Source organism: Bacillus sp. BD59S (assembly GCF_007363175.1).
Classification (GTDB): domain Bacteria; phylum Bacillota; class Bacilli; order Bacillales; family Bacillaceae_G; genus Bacillus_A; species Bacillus_A pacificus.
This window is the reverse complement of record NZ_CP034686.1, coordinates 2381694-2400038: the sequence shown is the minus strand read 5'-3', so window position 1 is coordinate 2400038 and position 18345 is coordinate 2381694. Positions and strand designations below refer to the sequence as shown.

The window sequence follows — 18345 nt, the reverse complement described above, 5'->3', positions numbered from 1 at the left end:
ATATAGTTTTTTTCATATCGAAAATTTAACCTTCATATATTGGTACAAGCAAACAAGAAAGGGGACCATCATGAATTGGTTAGAAGCTTTTATATTAGGAATCATACAAGGTTTAACAGAGTTTTTACCGATAAGTAGTACAGGTCATCTTTACTTAGGAAGACATTTGTTTCAATTAGATGAAGCAGGATTGTTTTTAGATACGATGCTGCATATTGGCACTTTACTTGCAGTGTTTATTTATTACAAAAAAGAATTTATATATTTAATCAAAAATCCATTTTCAAAACTAATGCTATTACTTATTGTCGGGACGATACCTGCGGTTGTGATTGGATTGTTATTTAAAGACTTTTTTGAGGATATTTCAAAAACAGGTATTACGATTGGTTGGGAGTTTTTAGTGACAGGGTTCTTTCTCTACATGGCGGATAAACAAAAGAATGGTCGTAAAAAAATGGATGACATTACATATAAAGATGCATTTATCATCGGTTCATTTCAAGCGGTTGCTATTTTCCCTGCAATTTCTCGTTCTGGTATGACAATCGTCGCTGCATTATGGAGGAAGTTAGACCGCGAAACTGCTGCTTACTTTTCTTTTTTACTATCGACACCAGCCATTGTTGGAGCTATCATTTTGCAATTTGTAGACGTTTTTCAAGGGAAAGCAGAATCTATTTCTAGTACATCTTTAATTGTTGGAACGTTATCAGCTGCGTTTTTCGGTTACATAGCCGTTTCGTGGATGATTCAGTATTTAAAACGTCACTCCTTAAAAGTATTCGCGTATTACGTCTGGGGATTAGGTATTTTAATTTTAACGTTACAATTTACTCGTGTGTTTTAATTATAATGATAAAGAAGTTAATGAGTTTAAGATCCTGTTTCATTCATATAAGGCAGGATTTCTTTTTATTAAGGGGGAAAACATGTTTAATAAGGCTATCGTTATTGGTGGAAGTATCGCAGGAAAGCTCGCAGCAAAAGCATTATCAACTGCTTTTAAAGAAGTAATCATTATAGAAGCCGGTGAAAGATGGGATGGAAAGTCCTCGAGAAAAAGAGTCCCACAAAGTAATCATCCTCATGTGTTATTAAAAGGTGGAGAAAAAGCCATTGAGGAATTGTTTCCTAATATTACGAATGAATTAATAGAAGCAGGTAGTGTCGTACATAACTTTACTCGTGATTTAAAATGGCATCAATTTGGTTTATGGAAACAGCCATTCATAGGAGAAGTACATATGATTCAGCAAAGTCGTTCTATGCTCGAATCACATATTCAAAAACGCATTGAACAAATTTCAAATATTACTATTAAATATGAAACATTGGTTGAGGGGTTAGTAGTAAATGAAAAGCTTAATAAAGTGTGCGGAGTAAAAATGGAATGTTTAAATACAGAAAATCAAGAAGAAATTCATGCAGATATTATTGTTGATGCAAGTGGATTCGGTTCAAAAAGCATAGCGTGGTTACGAGAATACGAAATTGAAGTGCAAGAAGAGAAAGTACGTATTGATTTATTTTACGTAACGAGAATGTTTAAACTTAAAGAAAATGAGAAATTAGACTGCTGTAATATGCTAATGTCTCCAAGTTTCCCTGACAATCCGTATGGTGTTCTTATTCAAACGATTGAGGATCATCGTTATTTTGTTACTTTCAGCGGATATGCAAATGAGAAAGCACCACAAACAGATGATGAGTTTTATGATTTTGCTGAAAACCTATCAATTTCTAATGTTACAGATTTCCTAAATAAAGCTGAAGCAATCTCAGATATCAAAACGTATAAAATTCCTTATCAAGTACGTCGGAGATTTGATCTCACCACAAATATGCCAGAAGGATTATTAGTCGTTGGAGATGCACATTGTCGTTTTGATCCTGTTTTCGGGCAAGGTGTTTCAGTTGCAGCTATGGAAGCTCACCAATTGCAGTTACTTTTACAAAGGAGACAAAAGCTCGATCATGCATTTACACAGCAGTTTTATAAAGAGACCGCTCATATCATACAAACTCCGTGGGAAATGACAACAACGGAAATATCACGTCATCCACAGCTAAAAAGAGAATTAACGATAAAACAAAAATTTCAGCTATGGTATACGAAACAAATATATCAACTATCTGCAACTGATTCTGACGTTTATATTCGATTAGTAAAGGTGATGAATTTAATTCGTAGCCCATTTCACCTATTTCATCCAAAAGTGCTATTTGCTGTGTTACTGAAGCAAAAAAAATAGCAGGAAAATATTTGATTAAAAAAGAATATATAACAGTTAGTAGATATAGAAGGGGTAATCGAGATGAAAATATACATAGAACAATTAAAGAAATACGATGCTAAAGATTTATTTACGTTTGAACTTACGAATAAGTCTTTTTTTGAAACAATGGTACCTAATCGTGGCTCGCAATATTTTGATTTTGAATATTTCCAAAAACTACTAGATGATTTATTAATAGAACAGGCGGATGGAGAATCTTATTTTTATTTAATTCGTAACGAAGAAAATGAAATTGTAGGAAGAATAAATTTAGTAGATATAGATTCGGAAACTCGAATCAGTTCGTTAGGTTATCGGGTCGGAGAAAAGTTTACTAAAAAAGGAGTTGCAACAGAAGCTGTAAAATTAATTTTAGACGTAGCGAAAAATAATGAAATTAATGAGGTTCATGCTAAAACAACTACTAATAATCTTGCATCACAAATTGTACTAGAAAAAAGCGGATTTTCTTCTTATCAAAACGAAGCAGATACAACATCTGTAGTATTAAATGGAGAACATGTGAATTTTGTACATTATATTTGGAGAAATACTTCGCGCTTATAATAAGGGGGACTTATTCATGAATGATTTACGTTATCCAATTGGGCAATTTACATATAAACGTCCTATAACGGAAGAAATGATTGATACATGGATTCAAGAAATTGAAGATTTACCTAATGAACTAACGAAGGCAATTAAAGATTTAGATCAGAAACAGTTAGACACACCGTACCGCGTTGGTGGATGGACAGTTCGTCAAGTAGTCCATCACGTTGTTGACAGCCATATGAATAGCTACATACGTTTTAAGTTAGCACTAACAGAAAAGAATCCAACGATTAAACCATATAAAGAAGAAAAGTGGGCAGAATTACCTGATTCTAAATTACCAGTAGATGTTTCACTAGTAATGTTAGATTCATTACATAAAAGATGGGTTAACCTTTTATATTCTTTAGAACTTGAAGATCTAGAAAAGACATTTAACCACCCAGAGACTGGTGAAACAAAACTTGCTGTTGCAATAGGACTATACGCATGGCACGGACGTCATCATACAGCTCATATCACTTCATTAAGAAAGCGACTAAATTGGTAAGATGGAGATTACATTAGAAAAGGCAACAGAAAGTGATGCAGCAGTTTTATTTCAAATGCAAATAGACTCATTTAGCTCTTTATTAAATAAATATAAAGACTACGAAACAAACCCAGCAAATGAATCTATTGAAAAAACTATTTTTAGAATAAATAATCCCAACAGTAATTTTTATAAGATGATAATAGATTCGAGACTTGTTGGAGCGATATGTATATCCCAAAAAGAACTACCTTATAAATTTTGGATCAGTCCGATGTTTATTCATCCAATCTATCAAGGGAAAGGAATCGCTCAGAAAGTACTTATTTTAATTGAAGGGATGTTTCCAAAAGCACAATGTTTTGAACTTGCTACGATTTTAGAAGAAGAAAGAAATTGTTTTCTGTACGAAAAAATGGGGTATAAAAGAACAGAAGTAAGAAAGAAATTAAATGATAAAACTACACTAATTTATTACAAAAAAGAAAGGTAAAGCATTTGAAATACGCTTTACCTTTTTATGTTATTTTAGATTGAATATACACAAACGATGAATATTCTTCCAAAATACTCGGGTTAGTAATTTTAGATATGAATAAAAATACAAAAAGACGTTATTTTGTCGTATATGTTACTAACGCTTTTTGAATGCTTAAAACACTATCGTCACCTTTAAATTCTTTCGTAATTGGCGTACTCAAACTAGATACCCAAATTTTAAGTTCTGCATCTAAATCAAAATGCCCAGCTGTTTCAATGCTGAATTGTGTAATGCTTTTATAAGGGATAGAATGATACTCAGTTTTTTTACCTGATATCCCTTGTTTATCTACTAAAATAAGACGACGATTTGTGAATACGATTAAATCGCGAATTAATTTATAAGCATGTTCAACTTTCTCATCGTCTAACATAATCTTCTCTAAATCCCGTTCTACACTTTCTGTACTCGTATTTGATGCATTTCCTAAAATACCGCTAAATAAACCCATAGGAAATTCCTCCTCCATTATTTGTGGAATGTGTTACTTATATTGTACCATGCTATTTACTAAGAAATTATGATATTACTTTAGTAGTTTCTGGTTATTGTTGCAATTCATTTATATAACCTCATCTTAATATCTTATGCTAATATGTAAGTAAGAAAAAAGAAGCAGAGGGATATAGCATGAAAAATATCGGTTTAGTATTAGAAGGCGGAGGAATGAAAGGTTTATATACTGCAGGCGTACTCGAATATTTTATGGAAAAGAGCTTATTTTTCCCTTATGTAGTTGGCGTGTCCGCTGGAGCTTGTATGGGAGCAACTTATTTATCACGTCAAAAAGGGAGAAATAAAAAAGTAAATACAGAGCTAGTAGCAGATCATCGTTATATATCTTATCGAAATTTGATTCGAAAACGTGAATTATTCGGAATGGATTTTTTATTTGATGAAGTACCTAATAAAATTGTACCATTTGATTTTCAAACTTTCTTAAACTCAAATGAACAGTTTGTTATAGGAACGACTGACTGCGAATCAGGACAAGCTGTTTATTATAATAAAGCAGAACATGGAAATGATATTTTAAAAATCATTCGTGCATCTAGCTCAGTGCCGTTTATAGCACCTGCTGTAGAATATGATAATCGAAAATTGCTAGATGGAGGAATTATAGATCCTATACCAGTTTTAAAAGCTCAAACTGATGGTTATGAAAAGAACGTTGTAATTATGACAAAACCAGAAGGATATGAGAAACAGCGAAATAAATTTTCTGGGCTAGCTAAAATTTTATATAGGAAATATCCGAATATCGCAGAATCTTTAGTAGAACATTATCGTTTTTATAATGAGACGATATCTTATATGAATCAAATAAAACAAAAAGACAACTTTTATATTATTCAGCCTAGCGTACAGCTTCCAATAAGCGGAATAGAAAGAAGTAAAGAAAAGCTCGTTAATTTATATAATCTTGGCTATACAGATGCTCAATATCATTATGAAAACTTATTAAATTGGATAGAGAAATAAAGGGGTGGAAAGTTGAAGTTAGGAAAAAGGGTTATTTTTAATGAATTGCAGAAAATGCATAGTCTGCTGTATAAACCGTTTCCGAATTGTGACATTCGAAAAATACGAAAAGATTTTAATAATATGTTTACAGAAGATGATTGTATAAGCGCTGAGTTAAATTATTATTGGATGCATACAACAGGTACTTTAAGTTACGTGCTTAATAATAATGAACAGGAGATTGTGTTTAATCAAATAAAGTGGCTAAGGATATCGTTTTTCGAGTGGTTTCCGCAATATCGTTTTCTAGAAACAGAGATTATGAAGTATCCCATTTTGTATAGAGATTTCATGAATTATGAAAAGACTCGAAAGCTATTACTTTATTACCTTGCTGATTAAAAACGTACAAGTTATGCTGCTTGTACGTTTTTTGTTCATAAAATATACAATATTAACAACTTGTCCATGTAGGTATTTTAACGAGAAAAAAGAAGTACATATAGAATATGTGCGAGGGAGGAGATTGAAGTTTGTTAGCTGTTTTCCTTTCAATTCATGTCCAACTCAAATATTTCGAGTAAAATTCGTTTCTTAATGGTATTATCAAATATCAGGAAAACTAATTTAGAAATGGAGAAGGGACAGGTTTAAAATGGAAAACGTATCAAATGTAGATAAAGTAGAATCAATAAAGTCTTTACAGTCAACAATCCGTAAACTTGAAAATGCACTCTCTCAGATGACTCAAAAAGGTGCAAATACTACATTAGTGAAAAAACGACTTAAAGCTGTTTGCATAGGGTTAGTAGTGCTAGAAAACGTTTGGAATCAAGAAAGTCATCAGTATAGCCAAGAAGAGTTAGCAGACGCTCGTAACGTCCTTGCTGGTTTACTTCCATCAATTGAGAGAGCCTATGATAAGTCTAAAGCTGGTAGTCCGCAAAGAACACTTTTAACAAGAAGAATAAAAGCGTTGGAACTTTCTATTCAGGCAATTGATCATTTTTCTAATAAATAACATCTCTAAACACATAATTTACGACTGCTTTAATATAGGGATTCTAATAAAAAGAAAAAACTACGTATAGAAGACTACAAAGGAAGAAGATGGGTGACTTCAATAATTAGTCCTAAGTTAGAGGAGCTTAATAATCAATTAAAGAATGGAAATGAGAAAGCTTTGTATACTTTTTTGCATGAAATAAAGTCAAATCACACGCCACTAATAGAACAATGTCCTATAGAAAGTCAGCATAAGCTTATAACGTATATATGGTTAGGCGATCAAAATACTGAAAACGTTTATGTATTCGGCAGTTTTCCCGGTTGGGATCTGTCTGTAAGTCAATTAAAACGACTGTTACAGACAGATATTTGGTATGTAACGTTTAGGACAAATGAACATTTTATTTCAACTTACTATTTTTCAGTAAACGATTTTTTCGAAAATGATTGGATAAAGCGTAGTGAACAGTATCAACTAGACCAATTTAATAAAAACACATTTGGAGAAGGTACCAATAAAGCGTCTTTGTTAAATATAGAGATGGAAGTAAAGTATAGCAGTCGTTTTCCTTCAACCCATTATCCATCCGGAAAAATTGAAACATATTCATTTCATAGTACGATTTTAAATAACACACGTAAAATTCATATTTATACGCCTCATGATTATTCTCACACTTCACATCTTCAAGAACTTCTCATTGTATTTGATGGGAAGTCATTCATTAATAACCTTTCAATCGCAAAAACACTTAATTATTTAATTTACAAAAAAGAGATCCCATCTTGTATTGCTGTTGCTATAGATCCTATTGACCGATTAGAAGAGCTAACTTATAACGATAAAATGAACGCATTTTTAACGAAAGAATTACTTCCGTGGATTCAGGCTAAGTATCGTGTGCATAAAGAAGCGAAACATACAACAATTGCAGGTTTCAGTCTTGGTGGCCTAGCAGCTTTTTATGCAGCACTTCAAAATCCGCATATTTTCGGGAATGTGTTGTCAATGTCTGGATCCGTACATTGGAAAAAAGATAGTTATGAAAATCAAATTCCTTGGATTGAAAATCAAATTTCATCAATAGATTCTAATACGACTCATCTCTATTCTTACATAGCAGTAGGTGAACTTGAAAACGAACCTCTTTTAACGGCTAATAGACGCCTATATAAAGCTTTAAAAGAAAATAGATACCAAAACACTTATGAAGAGTTCCAAGGCGGACATGGCGGTATTTGGTGGCGAGAAAAGTTGTTTGACGGGGTGAAAGCTTTAAAACTTACAAAAAACACACTATAAAATAAAAAGGAGAGAGAATCTATGAATCAAGAAGAACTAGATAAGAAACTAAAAAAGCAAGAGATTTTAGTAAAAGATGAGAAAGTTTGGTCTTATACGTATGAGGATCATATTAGTTCTATCATTAAAGAAGCAGAAAAGAAAGGGTCTTTTGATAATATGCCTGGTAAAGGGAAACCTCTAAATCTAGATAAAGACCTTTCGTACAATCCTGAAAAGCAACTGTATAGAACGTTAAAGAATAATCATGTTTTACCAAGGTGGATTGAGCTTTCAAAAGAAATTGATGATTTAAAAGAAAGGCTAAAAGAAAATACAAATACTGCAGAAGCAGCGAATTTAATTCGAACTATTAATAAAAAGGTTTTAGAACATAATTTACTTTGTCCACCAAGTGCGCAAAAAACGAGGGTGAAAACGGACTTTTAACAATTTTTCATGAAGCTATCTCTTGCTATATAATTAAGTAAGGCATTTTCAATTTATTATGAAAGAGAGGCAATTGTAATGAAGAATACGTATCAACTTCAAATTCCGAAAGAACTAGAGCAGTATCGTAGTATTTTAGAAGAAAGTGTAAAACCGTATATTAAAGTGTCTGGAACATTAGCAGAGACAACTCTTTTTGAAAGTAAGTTTGGTGGTTATCCGTATTTACCTATTGATCAAGAGCACCCTAAAGATTCAAATGGACAACCTATGATGTTACTTGCTCAGCTAAACTTTGAAGAAATGCCGCATGTTGAATATATGCCTCAAGAGGGAATGTTACAGTTTTTCGTAAGTGCTGCTGATGAGCTTTACGGAGCAGATTTTGATCTGCCAACAACTCAAAAAGACTTTCGAATTATTTATCATTCTACAATTATAGAAGACTTAAATAAGGTTATTACTGATTTTAGTTATTTAAACACTTTAGAATTAGAGGACTTTATTATACCTGAAGCAGCGAAATTAAAGTTTGAATTGGATTATCAACCCGTAACGTCAGGGGATTATCGATTTGAAAAGATTTTTAGTGAGGATATTGATTGGGAAGAAATTGTTGATGAAGAAAATAACACAGAATTAGGCGAACTGTATGATGATTTATGTAAAGATCAAGGACATAAAATTGGTGGATATCCATTTTTCACACAGACAGATCCGAGAGAATGGGAAGAAAAATACCAACAGCATGACATCTTATTACTGCAAATCGATACAGATGATTTATTAAATATTATGTGGGGAGATTCTGGTGTTGCAAATTTCTTTATAAAAAAAGAAGACTTGTTAAATCTAGATTTTTCCAATGTTATTTACAATTGGGATTGTTATTAAAAATATATAAATGAAATACTAGCAAGTTAAAAAATCTTCCTGAAGGTGAGGGAGATTTTTTATGTTAAAAATAAACGTTATGTTAACTAGAATATAAAACAATGGGTATAACAAAAGTCAAGCGTAAATAGCAGAAATAACAATAAATAATGTGAAGTTGTAAAACGTGTGTAAACAGCAATAAATTCATACAGTAAAACATAAAATATAATTATTAATTTATGTTTTGTTTAGAAATGATTTTTCTGTATAAAAATTTCTCGCTAATCAAAAGTGATTTTAATTCGTTTAATCTGAATCGATTATTGATTCAGATTTGCGGTGATTGATTGTATAGCAAAACAAACGGTAAAAACTGTAGAAATCCGTTTAGATAAGAATTTATGTAAATCTCACTAAAAATCTCCGTTTCGTCTCATTAAGTATAGTTTACTTGGTTTTTGATACCTGATATTGCTTTGTTTCTGTAACTACCTATAATATATATTATGTTAACTGGATAAAAGTAATAAACTTATTATATGTTAGTTTATATTGTTACGCTTCCTTTTTCATCGGATTCATTCTGTGTAATCGATTGTGTGCTTATTTGTTGTTGTTTTATGAGTTGTTGATGATAATGTCTCCAGATATAAATTATATTTAAGACAATAAAAAATGCAATTCGTTTTAAATGAACACATTAAACGAATTGCATGGATATGATTCATAATAAGTTTTTAAAATTAGTTTGCTACAGCAATTGCTTCGATTTCAATTAAAAAGTTATCGTTAATTAACTTTCTAACTTCTACAGCTGAACTTGCTGGTGGATTTTTAGTATCAATGTATTGATCTCGTATATCTCTAACAGTGGCCATTTGAGAAATATCTGTTAAGAAAAATGTTAATTTTACTACATCATTAAATTGTAATTCTAAAGTATCTAATGCACTTTTAATGTTTTCGAATACTTGTCGCGTTTGTATAGCTATATCACCAACACCAACTATTTGACCATCGGTATTGATTGCTACTTGTCCAGATATGTAAATTGTTCGTTTAGCGTTACTAACTTCGACTACATGTGAGTATCCAAACGTTGGTGGCATCGTTTCTGGATTGGTAAATTTCTTTTGCAAGATTCTTCTCTCCTTTAAATATCTTATTTTCTTTATATCAGATTTTAATTTCAGATTTTCCCTTATTTACTAATAATTATTTCTCCATTCAGCTGCTACATTTGTAAAAATATATTAGCACTTTAATTTAAAGTTATTGATGGATTATGTACGTTTGATTTTTTTGTGTGCTTGTTATAATTACACCTTGTTTTATTAATTCTTCAGTTACTTTTGTATAGAAAAAGTGATACCACCAGATAAAAAACTCTTCATAATTAATTTCTTTTGAGTATCTGCTGCTACGAAACCTTTTACTAATTGCTTTTTCTTATAATTAATATCAGTATTAGTGTTTTGAAAATATTCTTCAAATATTTCGTTATTTGCTGTTATTAAATTTAATGTTGAATATCGAGAATTTCCATAAAGATCAATTTGAACTTCTCCTAAATCTAAATACGTATTCCCATACATCCCGAAAGCCTCTATATCTGCTAGTTCTTGTTCTTGAATAGCATAATAATATCGTTTCTTATTTCTTAAAGGTCGTTTCTTTTTTAAATAGTTTTCTTCAATGTAATTTATTTGTCCAAAATCTAATGTTTCAATAGCCCCTCTACTTCTAATGAATTAATGCGCTCTTCAAATTCCTCATTTGTCCAACCTAGCACCATTTTCACAATATTTGACTCAAAACCAAGATGAAGCATTACAAGTAAATATTGAAGCTTCGTTCCCTTTATTTTTATAGATGGCGAATTATCTCCAGACGAAATCATTTTTGCTTCATAAGCTGTATGTAATATATTCTCCGGACTATTATTAGTGAGCATTTCATATTCCCTCCCTTACTAATAAATTCATTGTAAAATCCATGTATTTATTAAGTTCTATAAAAGAAAATGAGTGTCCTCTAATAATCCCAAATTAAAAACCTTAGCATAGATATACTAAGGTTTCTTACATTTTTATAATGAATGAATTCTTTCACAGTCTTTTTTAAATTGATTATCATTTTTTAACCAACTTTTAAAAGTTGGTTCCTTTATTTCTAAAATGGAACAAGTTTTAGCGATACATTTATTTTTCATATATTCCTTAAGGAAATTTTGTTTTCTCTGCTTAACAGCAGCTTGAGTTCTTTTTAGCTTTCGATCTTTTAATTGATCTAGACTTAGACTTTCTTTCTGAAATTCTTCATATTTTCTATGCAAATAAATATCTTTGTCTTTATAAATCCACTTTGAAAATAGTTGTATTGGTTTTCTTCCGCTTAAAATGACGCGATAATGTTTATTTTGATTTAGTAAATCGGCTGGTAAATTATGATTTTGTAGTACCTGATTTAAAGAATTCATAAAGCTATATGATCCTCCTACAAAGCTTACTGTATAAGTTTCATACTTGACGTAACCATCCCCATCAAAATACCCTCGCACAAAATGATGTAAATATTCTTCTGGTACAAAAGGAAATTCCATGTATGTTCATAAGGTCGTCTTTTATTGTTTTACTATTAATGTTTAGCATATATACGCCTGTTTTTTTGTTTTGGTATAGCGGCTGATTTGTTTTTAGTTCTTTTTTTATATCTTCTAAAATATACCTTTCTTTTTGTGATACACTGACACATTGATTTTCTTTTTGTATGACACCATCTGCTGCTATAAACCCTAATATATAAGCCATGTTATTTGACCACACTTTAAAATAATCTTCTGTTATGTCATACTTTCTCTTCCAGCTCCCTATAGCTCGTCTTGGAACGTTATTGTCTGTTAAAACCATACGAATTATACCTTGCAGATACGTTAGCAAGCATAGCGATTTCTGAGGTACCCTTCCCTTCCGCATACAGATGAATGATTTCAGGTTTTGATAGTTTACATTTTGATTTCTTTTTTCTCACTATTTGCACTTACATCCTCTCCTTCCCTTTAATAATTAGAGACATATTTTCTTCTATAACATATAACAAAACATATGTTCTTTGTTGCTTATAAGAAGAACTTTACTAAATTAAAACAATTTACATTTACTTCATATTCCTTGTATCTGCTGCTGTAGGATTTACATTTTATATACACAAATAATGAATTTGACAAATTTATGAAATGTACTGTATTTAAGGTGAAAGGTAAAATGATTTCGTTTAAACTACAGATAGCTACAATAACAACATATGTATAGTGTTAAACGTAAAAAGGAGAACGAATGAAAAAGAAATATATAAATCAAATTCATACTGATGTAAGTTTTAAACCGAAAGATATTATAGGTTTAATGACTGATTACTTTAAAATGAAAACTAAACTGCGTCCTATAAAGAATTTACCTATTGTTTTATCGGAGAAAAACAATAAGTCTTTAGAGAGTGTTACATGGTTTGGGCACTCTGCTTCACTATTAAAAATAGAAGGTAAAACATTGTTATTAGATCCGATGTTTGGAGATGCCTCTTCCCCATTTCCTCTGCTTAATAGTAAACGTTATAGTGGTACTTTTTCTTTAGAGCGTGAAGATCTTCAAGAGATTGATGCGATTATCATTTCTCATAATCACTATGACCATCTGAATTATAAAAGTATTATGCTGTTAAAAGATTGTGCAAAGCATTTTTATGTTCCAACTGGAGTTACACAATATCTTATTAAATGGGGTGTTTCACCTAGTAAAATTAGTGAACATAATTGGTGGGACGAAATTACGTTTGATAATATTAAGTTAGTATGTGCTCCTGCAAGGCATTTCTCTGGACGAAGTATGACAGATAGAGATTGTTCGTTATGGTGTTCATGGCTTATTCTTGGTCAAGAGACTAAAATTTTCTTTAGTGGTGATAGCGGTTATGCCCCTCACTTTAAGGAAATTGGTGATAAATATGGTCCATTCGATCTTACATTGATGGAATGCGGACAATATGATCCGAGGTGGTCTGCGATTCATATGTTGCCTGAAGAAACTGTACAAGCTCATATTGATGTACAAGGAGAATTACTTCTTCCGATTCATTGGGGTGCTTTTACATTAGCATTACATGAATGGAGTGACCCGATAGAGCGTGTTACGAAAGAAGCTAACCGTTTAGGAGTTAAAATTACAACGCCTCAAATTGGCGAATCTATTACTTTAAAATCTATAGACTATCCTTCATCAGCTTGGTGGAGAGAAATTTAATTATAAATAGAAAAAGAGCGAACTCTCTTATAAGGAATTCGCTCTTTTTCTGTTTTTAAACTTATTTCACTATATTTGATTTCCCGCTATCTAAAATTCTATTTGCTGGTACACTGGACATTTCAATCACTGTATTCATACTCTTATCAGTTAGTTCAACGAGTTCGTTTTCATGAATGATTTTCTGTAAATCCCACACCATTCCATTGAACTCGTTATGCTGTCCACTTACCTTTGCAATACTTTTCGTTTTATTTGTAGGTTGTATTTGAAGGTTTGTAAATAGGTTACCACTAATTTCATTTGGCGTTGTTACATTACTATCCATATAAATCATATTTACACAATCTTCGAGAGAGAAATTCATAAAACGGTTGGCATTTATCCATGCATGTCCAGATTGTGGTTTCTTTGCTACTAATTTCACCCCAGTCTCCATTCCTACAACTTTTATATTTTCAAAATTAATAAATGAAATTTCATTTTCCTTCCCACCAGAATACAAAGAAATGCCGGTACCTTTATTCGTTTCTGTCCAATTGATAATATTTATATCTTTTATTTTTGTTTTGTGCCAAGTGTTATAATACTTATTTTTTCCGTCTAAATATATAACTTCAGAATTAAATGTAGGATCATCTATAGCTATATAAGCTCCTTCAATAGAAGCGTTTTTTTCTAACTCTAGAACTCTAAAATTACCTTCAACAACAAATTGTGTTCCATAACCAAATAATAACTTTACACCCTGTTTCACTACGATTGGTGAAGTGATTTTATACTTCTTATCATCAAGAAATACTGCTTTAATTTTACTAGATTCTGCTTTATTAATAGCAGATTGTATTTTGTTTGAATCATTTTTACCTTTAAAGTCTTCTACATACACCTTATCATTTTTAGCTAAACCTTCTTTTTTGTTGTATTGATAAAAAGCAATAGTAATTAGAACGATACCTATAAGTAAAATACTTATTTTCTTCATCACACTCATCCTCATATAAATTTTCTCCTTAGCTACTCTTCGAATAATCTATGGCTTTTATATATAGGTGATAATTATTTTGCTGTGTATGATAGATTAAGATTCTTACTTTTTATAATGGAATTATATTATCTATAGAGTTGTCCTGCTTCGCTAATTCTTTATTCCTATAATCTATTAATTTATGATTAGATAAAATAAAATTATGCTCTAATATTAATTCATTGTGGAGCACTTCAACTAAAAATTTAGGTATCATCTCTCCTACGCCGTAATTATAGTCAATAAGAATCCAAGAAACCTCTTTCCAATCTAAAATTCCTTCTGAGACTTTTTTGGAGTGTGATATGTAAATTCATTAAATAGCTCTACTAGATAAACATACATTCCGCCAGAATATGAAGAATCCTCCCATTTAATAATGCCTTTAAATTGAATTTGGTCATGTGCAACTTTTATATTAGTCTCTTCTTTTATTTCACGAATTGCATTTTCTAAAGGTGTTTCTCCCTTTTCTATCTTTCCTCCTACCCCATTCCATAATCCTTTTACAGGGTCATATTCTCTATTTAACATAAGTATCTCTTCGTTTCTTTTTATAAAACATAAAGTGTGCTTGTACATAATGTAATTCCTTCCTACGTTTTTAATAAGCTCTTACTGGAGATATAAGATGTACTGCTGCAGATTGTGCCCCTGCTTCAATTAATATCGGTCTCATAGAACCACTGAAACTTAAAGTAACCGTTTCTTCTTTTATTGCCCTTAAAGCATCCAACATAAATCGTCCATCGAAAGATATTTGTAATTGTTTTTCACCGTGAATCGCATCTATCTGTTGTGTCTCAGATATTTTTCCAATCTGAGAAGCATTAGAAGAAACTTTAATTGTAGATTCGTTTACAATTTCTAAGTTAACATTGTTATTTGCCCATTCACTTGCTAATAAGCTTGATCGATCTACCCCTTGTAACATTCTTTGTCTATCTATGTTAATGACTGTTTGAAATTTATTTGGAATTAAACTAGATATATTAGGGTATTTCCCTTCAATTAATCTTGAATATAATGTAGTTGTGCCGAATGTAAAAATAATGTGGCTTTCTGATAGATAAATAGAAACGAATTCTAAATTGCTGTTCATTAATTTTAAAAGTTCATTAATGGTTGCACTTGGTACAATACAATTCGCTTTCACATTAGTAGAAATTAATGTTTCACGTATAGCTAGTCTATGAGAGTCAGTTGCAGCGCATATTAATTTGTTGTGGTCTAACTCGATATGTACTCCGGTAAGAACGGGCCTAGATTCATTTTTCGCTACTGCAAAGACTGTTTGTTTAAAAGCATCAATTAATTGTTTTGTTTCTATTTGTATTTCTGCATGATCGTCTATTTGTGGTACGCTAGGAAATTCATTCACTGGAAAACTATTTAAGTTTAATGTGATTTCTTCTGATTGTATGGTAATTATTTTCTCATTCTTACTTTTTATTACTATATCGCTTGGCATTTTCTTTATAATTTCAATGAAGTATTTTGCAGGTACAACAATTGTTCCTGCTTTTAAGGTAGTCGTAATTTGTTCGTCATCTATGGAACTAGGGATGAATTTTTCGATGAAAATGTTTGAATTACTCGCGATTAAAGTAATTCCAGATTGATCTGCAGTTATTTTTATACCAGATAGTATAGGAATTATAGCTTTGATAGATATTGCTTTACTTACTTCTGAAAGTGCTTGAGTGAAATGTTTATGATTAACGATAAACTCCATTTTTTCCCCGCCTTACATGATATGATAATTTTATGAAGATTGATGAATGATTGTTCCGTTAAAAAAGTAAGGTACTGTTTCTTTCCTTTGTAATATATTTAATAAGTGTTCTGGTATACGTAAATGCGGTTCTGCTCTATGTAATTCCATCCAAGTAATCTCTTCAATTTCTTTTGGCCTTGTTATATTTGTTTCCCCGCCGATTATTTCACCTAAAAAATTAAAGAATATTGCATGGTGTCCTCTCTCTTCAAAAAAAGCTTCGCTAATGTAACAAATACCGTTTACAGTTATATGTAACCCGGTTTCTTCTTTCACTTCCCGAATGACTGCCTCCTCTAATGTTTCTCCTAATTTAACTGCACCACCTGGTAGCGTGTAGTAAGAACCATTCTTCCCTTTGTTTTTTACCATTAAGATCTTTTCGTTTGTTTTATCGTATAAAAGTGCATATGTAACATTTACTTTTTTCATCTAAGTTCACCTCTAATAACGGGAATTTTCTATCTTTGTTACATTCTACCATTTATTTGTTTTAAAATATAAAAAAATTAATTGAGTATTTCATTTATCTGCTCTTAGCAAAGTTAATGTAATAAAAAAAGAGTCCTAGCAGGTTGTAGAATTAAGCTATTTTTCGATGTAGCTGCTTTATTTCCTTTTTCTTCTCTGCTTTTGGTGGACGAATTAATATCGAAATAATGAAGGAAATAACGCTTAAAATACCGATTATAATAAAGGTCGGCTGAAATCCACCGAGTAATGCTCCGATGAATGATCCTGCAAGCGCACCAAATCCGAACCCTTGGTATACAATCCCGTAATTTGTACTATGGTTTTTTAAACCGAAGTAATCCCCAACAATGGCTGGGAAAATTGTAATATTACCACCAAAGCAAAAGGCTACGCTGGCTACACAAGCGAAATAAATCCCGTAATTTAGTGGAATGAAACTTAAAGCAAAGACTGACAATCCAATAATAATAAACGTTGCAGAGACAATTTTCATTCGACCAATTTTATCTGATAGCGTTCCAAGAATGATTCTACCTACTGTATTAAAAATTGCAATCATTGCGACGGCATTAGCAGCAGTTGCAGCGCTAAGTCCAACGAGCTGTACCCCAATATCTTTTACCATACTGATTAAATATAGACCACCCATACACGACGTAAATAGCATAAAAAACAAAAGATATACTTGTTTCGTTCGCATCATTTCACGAGGCGTATAATCATTGTGTAATGTCTCAGTTACAGTATTACTTACTATTGCTTCACGTAAGAAGAACGATCCGATTAATACTAAAAGTAAAACGATGATACCCCAATATAAAAATGCTTGTGATACACCAAGGCTATCGATCAGACTTCCGTTTATATATCTAAAGATTAAGCTACCCATTCCATATGCAGAAACAGATATACCAGAAATAAGTCCTTTTCGATTTGGAAACCATTTAATTAAATTAGATAATGATGTGATATAAGCAGTTCCATCTGCATAACCAACTACTACACCAGCTAATAAATAAAGTAATGGTAAGGAAGAAACTTGCGAACTAAGTATTAAACCGAGTCCTAGAACAATCCCTGCAGTAGCGATAAGTTTACGAAGTCCTAATTTTTGCTGTAACTTTCCTGCAAATAAGGTTGAAAATGATAAAGAAAAGCTTGTAATGGAGAAAGTTATCGCAACGGCATTAAGGTTCCATCCAAACTTACTGACAAGGGGCTGATTAAATAAACTCCATGTATAAATTGTTCCAAGGCCAATTTGAACAATGATTGTACCTAGAACAATTAGTAACGGATTTATAGAAGTTTGTTTCATACTAACGGTCCCCTTCTTTTATCTTGACATAGATTTTCACAGTTAGTATAACCTAGTATAACCATCATAAAATGCAAGATACTGTGTGAAAAATGGAAATTAAGTTCATATACACAAAAAGACACTTCATCATGAAGTGTCTTTTGCAGGTTATATCAGATGTTTCTAAAGAAAGTTTTGTTAAGATAAGACATTTTCAAATGCTTATGTATATAGGATACCAAAAAATTTCTGTGATGAGATGGGACTTAAGATGTATTTTTCAATCATTATATAGTCGGATAAACGAAAATTAATATTCAATTTCATCAAAATCCTTCGGCTGCGGTACCGTTTGCATATTAGCTGCATCTTTCGGATCGCTATAAATTGCATTTTGCTCTGTATTTACATCTTTAATGTTTTGCTTTTTGTTTTTATTCATTTTATCTTTCACTTTCTCTCACTCCTTTTCATTATAGGAG

Annotated in this window: 18 protein-coding genes and 4 pseudogenes; 12 read left to right on the top strand and 10 right to left on the bottom strand. The window is 31.5% G+C overall.

The features are described 5' to 3' along the window. Positions 1-70 precede the first annotated feature (70 nt). The 5 genes and pseudogenes from EKQ63_RS14370 to EKQ63_RS14350 form a co-directional block, all read left to right on the top strand. The gene (locus EKQ63_RS14370) at positions 71-850 is read left to right on the top strand and encodes an undecaprenyl-diphosphate phosphatase (RefSeq protein WP_046647268.1); all 780 of its coding nucleotides are present in this window, start codon (positions 71-73) and stop codon (positions 848-850) included. 82 nt (positions 851-932) lie between these two features. Next, on the top strand, positions 933-2255 hold the full coding sequence (locus EKQ63_RS14365; RefSeq protein WP_087953539.1) for an FAD-dependent oxidoreductase: 1323 nt from the start codon (positions 933-935) through the stop codon (positions 2253-2255). A 63-nt stretch (positions 2256-2318) separates the two neighbouring features. Beyond that, complete coding sequence (locus EKQ63_RS14360; protein WP_087953540.1) at positions 2319-2846, top strand: GNAT family N-acetyltransferase; 528 nt, start codon at positions 2319-2321, stop codon at positions 2844-2846. Positions 2847-2862: 16 nt separating this feature from the next. After that, positions 2863-3384, top strand: coding sequence for a YfiT family bacillithiol transferase (locus EKQ63_RS14355; RefSeq protein ID WP_061182522.1), 522 nt, complete (start codon positions 2863-2865; stop codon positions 3382-3384). Between the two features lies 1 nt (position 3385). Further along, positions 3386-3859, top strand: a pseudogene (locus tag EKQ63_RS14350) (GNAT family N-acetyltransferase); the annotation flags it as partial. 121 nt (positions 3860-3980) lie between these two features. On the opposite strand, the gene EKQ63_RS14345 reads toward EKQ63_RS14350, so the two are convergent. Then, positions 3981-4358 (bottom strand): PH domain-containing protein, encoded by a 378-nt coding sequence (locus EKQ63_RS14345; protein WP_000522480.1) that lies wholly within the window; start codon positions 4356-4358, stop codon positions 3981-3983. A 179-nt stretch (positions 4359-4537) separates the two neighbouring features. On the opposite strand from EKQ63_RS14345, the gene EKQ63_RS14340 reads away from it, so the two are divergent. From EKQ63_RS14340 to EKQ63_RS14315, 6 genes are all read left to right on the top strand, one after another. Further along, positions 4538-5389: a patatin-like phospholipase family protein gene (locus tag EKQ63_RS14340; protein WP_087953543.1), complete on the top strand. Its 852-nt coding sequence runs from the start codon at positions 4538-4540 to the stop codon at positions 5387-5389. A 12-nt stretch (positions 5390-5401) separates the two neighbouring features. After that, a complete protein-coding gene (locus EKQ63_RS14335; protein ID WP_143881176.1) occupies positions 5402-5773 on the top strand; it encodes a YxiJ-like family protein in 372 nt (123 codons plus the stop codon). Between the two features lie 253 nt (positions 5774-6026). Further along, the gene (locus tag EKQ63_RS14330; protein WP_143881175.1) at positions 6027-6392 is read left to right on the top strand and encodes a hypothetical protein; all 366 of its coding nucleotides are present in this window, start codon (positions 6027-6029) and stop codon (positions 6390-6392) included. Positions 6393-6485: 93 nt separating this feature from the next. Continuing rightward, positions 6486-7682 carry an alpha/beta hydrolase gene (locus EKQ63_RS14325; protein WP_143881174.1) on the top strand — a complete coding sequence of 399 codons (1197 nt, stop codon included), beginning with the start codon at positions 6486-6488 and terminating at the stop codon, positions 7680-7682. 21 nt (positions 7683-7703) lie between these two features. Next, on the top strand, positions 7704-8111 hold the full coding sequence (locus tag EKQ63_RS30260; protein WP_087997295.1) for a DnaJ family domain-containing protein: 408 nt from the start codon (positions 7704-7706) through the stop codon (positions 8109-8111). Between the two features lie 78 nt (positions 8112-8189). Further along, complete coding sequence (locus EKQ63_RS14315; RefSeq protein ID WP_143881173.1) at positions 8190-9005, top strand: YwqG family protein; 816 nt, start codon at positions 8190-8192, stop codon at positions 9003-9005. A gap of 725 nt (positions 9006-9730) precedes the next feature. Here EKQ63_RS14315 and EKQ63_RS14310 read toward each other — a convergent pair. The 3 genes and pseudogenes from EKQ63_RS14310 to EKQ63_RS14295 all read right to left on the bottom strand — a co-directional run bounded on the left by EKQ63_RS14310 (position 9731) and on the right by EKQ63_RS14295 (position 12026). After that, positions 9731-10126 (bottom strand): RidA family protein, encoded by a 396-nt coding sequence (locus EKQ63_RS14310; protein WP_087953548.1) that lies wholly within the window; start codon positions 10124-10126, stop codon positions 9731-9733. 133 nt (positions 10127-10259) lie between these two features. Beyond that, positions 10260-10941, bottom strand: a pseudogene (locus tag EKQ63_RS30255) (hypothetical protein). A 135-nt stretch (positions 10942-11076) separates the two neighbouring features. Further along, positions 11077-12026, bottom strand: a pseudogene (locus EKQ63_RS14295) (LAGLIDADG family homing endonuclease). Positions 12027-12322: 296 nt separating this feature from the next. Here EKQ63_RS14295 and EKQ63_RS14290 point away from each other — a divergent pair. Continuing rightward, positions 12323-13285: an MBL fold metallo-hydrolase gene (locus EKQ63_RS14290; RefSeq protein WP_143881172.1), complete on the top strand. Its 963-nt coding sequence runs from the start codon at positions 12323-12325 to the stop codon at positions 13283-13285. Positions 13286-13346: 61 nt separating this feature from the next. On the opposite strand, the gene EKQ63_RS14285 is transcribed toward EKQ63_RS14290, so the two are convergent. The 6 genes and pseudogenes from EKQ63_RS14285 to EKQ63_RS29915 all read right to left on the bottom strand — a co-directional run bounded on the left by EKQ63_RS14285 (position 13347) and on the right by EKQ63_RS29915 (position 18317). Continuing rightward, complete coding sequence (locus EKQ63_RS14285; RefSeq protein WP_143881171.1) at positions 13347-14285, bottom strand: hypothetical protein; 939 nt, start codon at positions 14283-14285, stop codon at positions 13347-13349. Between the two features lie 97 nt (positions 14286-14382). Beyond that, positions 14383-14894, bottom strand: a pseudogene (locus EKQ63_RS14280) (NUDIX hydrolase). Between the two features lie 22 nt (positions 14895-14916). After that, positions 14917-16047 carry a DNA polymerase III subunit beta gene (gene dnaN / locus EKQ63_RS14275; RefSeq protein ID WP_143881170.1) on the bottom strand — a complete coding sequence of 377 codons (1131 nt, stop codon included), beginning with the start codon at positions 16045-16047 and terminating at the stop codon, positions 14917-14919. A 30-nt stretch (positions 16048-16077) separates the two neighbouring features. Further along, complete coding sequence (locus EKQ63_RS14270; protein ID WP_000757640.1) at positions 16078-16521, bottom strand: NUDIX hydrolase; 444 nt, start codon at positions 16519-16521, stop codon at positions 16078-16080. Between the two features lie 151 nt (positions 16522-16672). Then, positions 16673-17881, bottom strand: coding sequence for an L-lactate MFS transporter (locus EKQ63_RS14265; protein WP_087997298.1), 1209 nt, complete (start codon positions 17879-17881; stop codon positions 16673-16675). Positions 17882-18173: 292 nt separating this feature from the next. After that, positions 18174-18317 (bottom strand): hypothetical protein, encoded by a 144-nt coding sequence (locus EKQ63_RS29915; protein ID WP_000653369.1) that lies wholly within the window; start codon positions 18315-18317, stop codon positions 18174-18176. Positions 18318-18345: the final 28 nt, after the last annotated feature.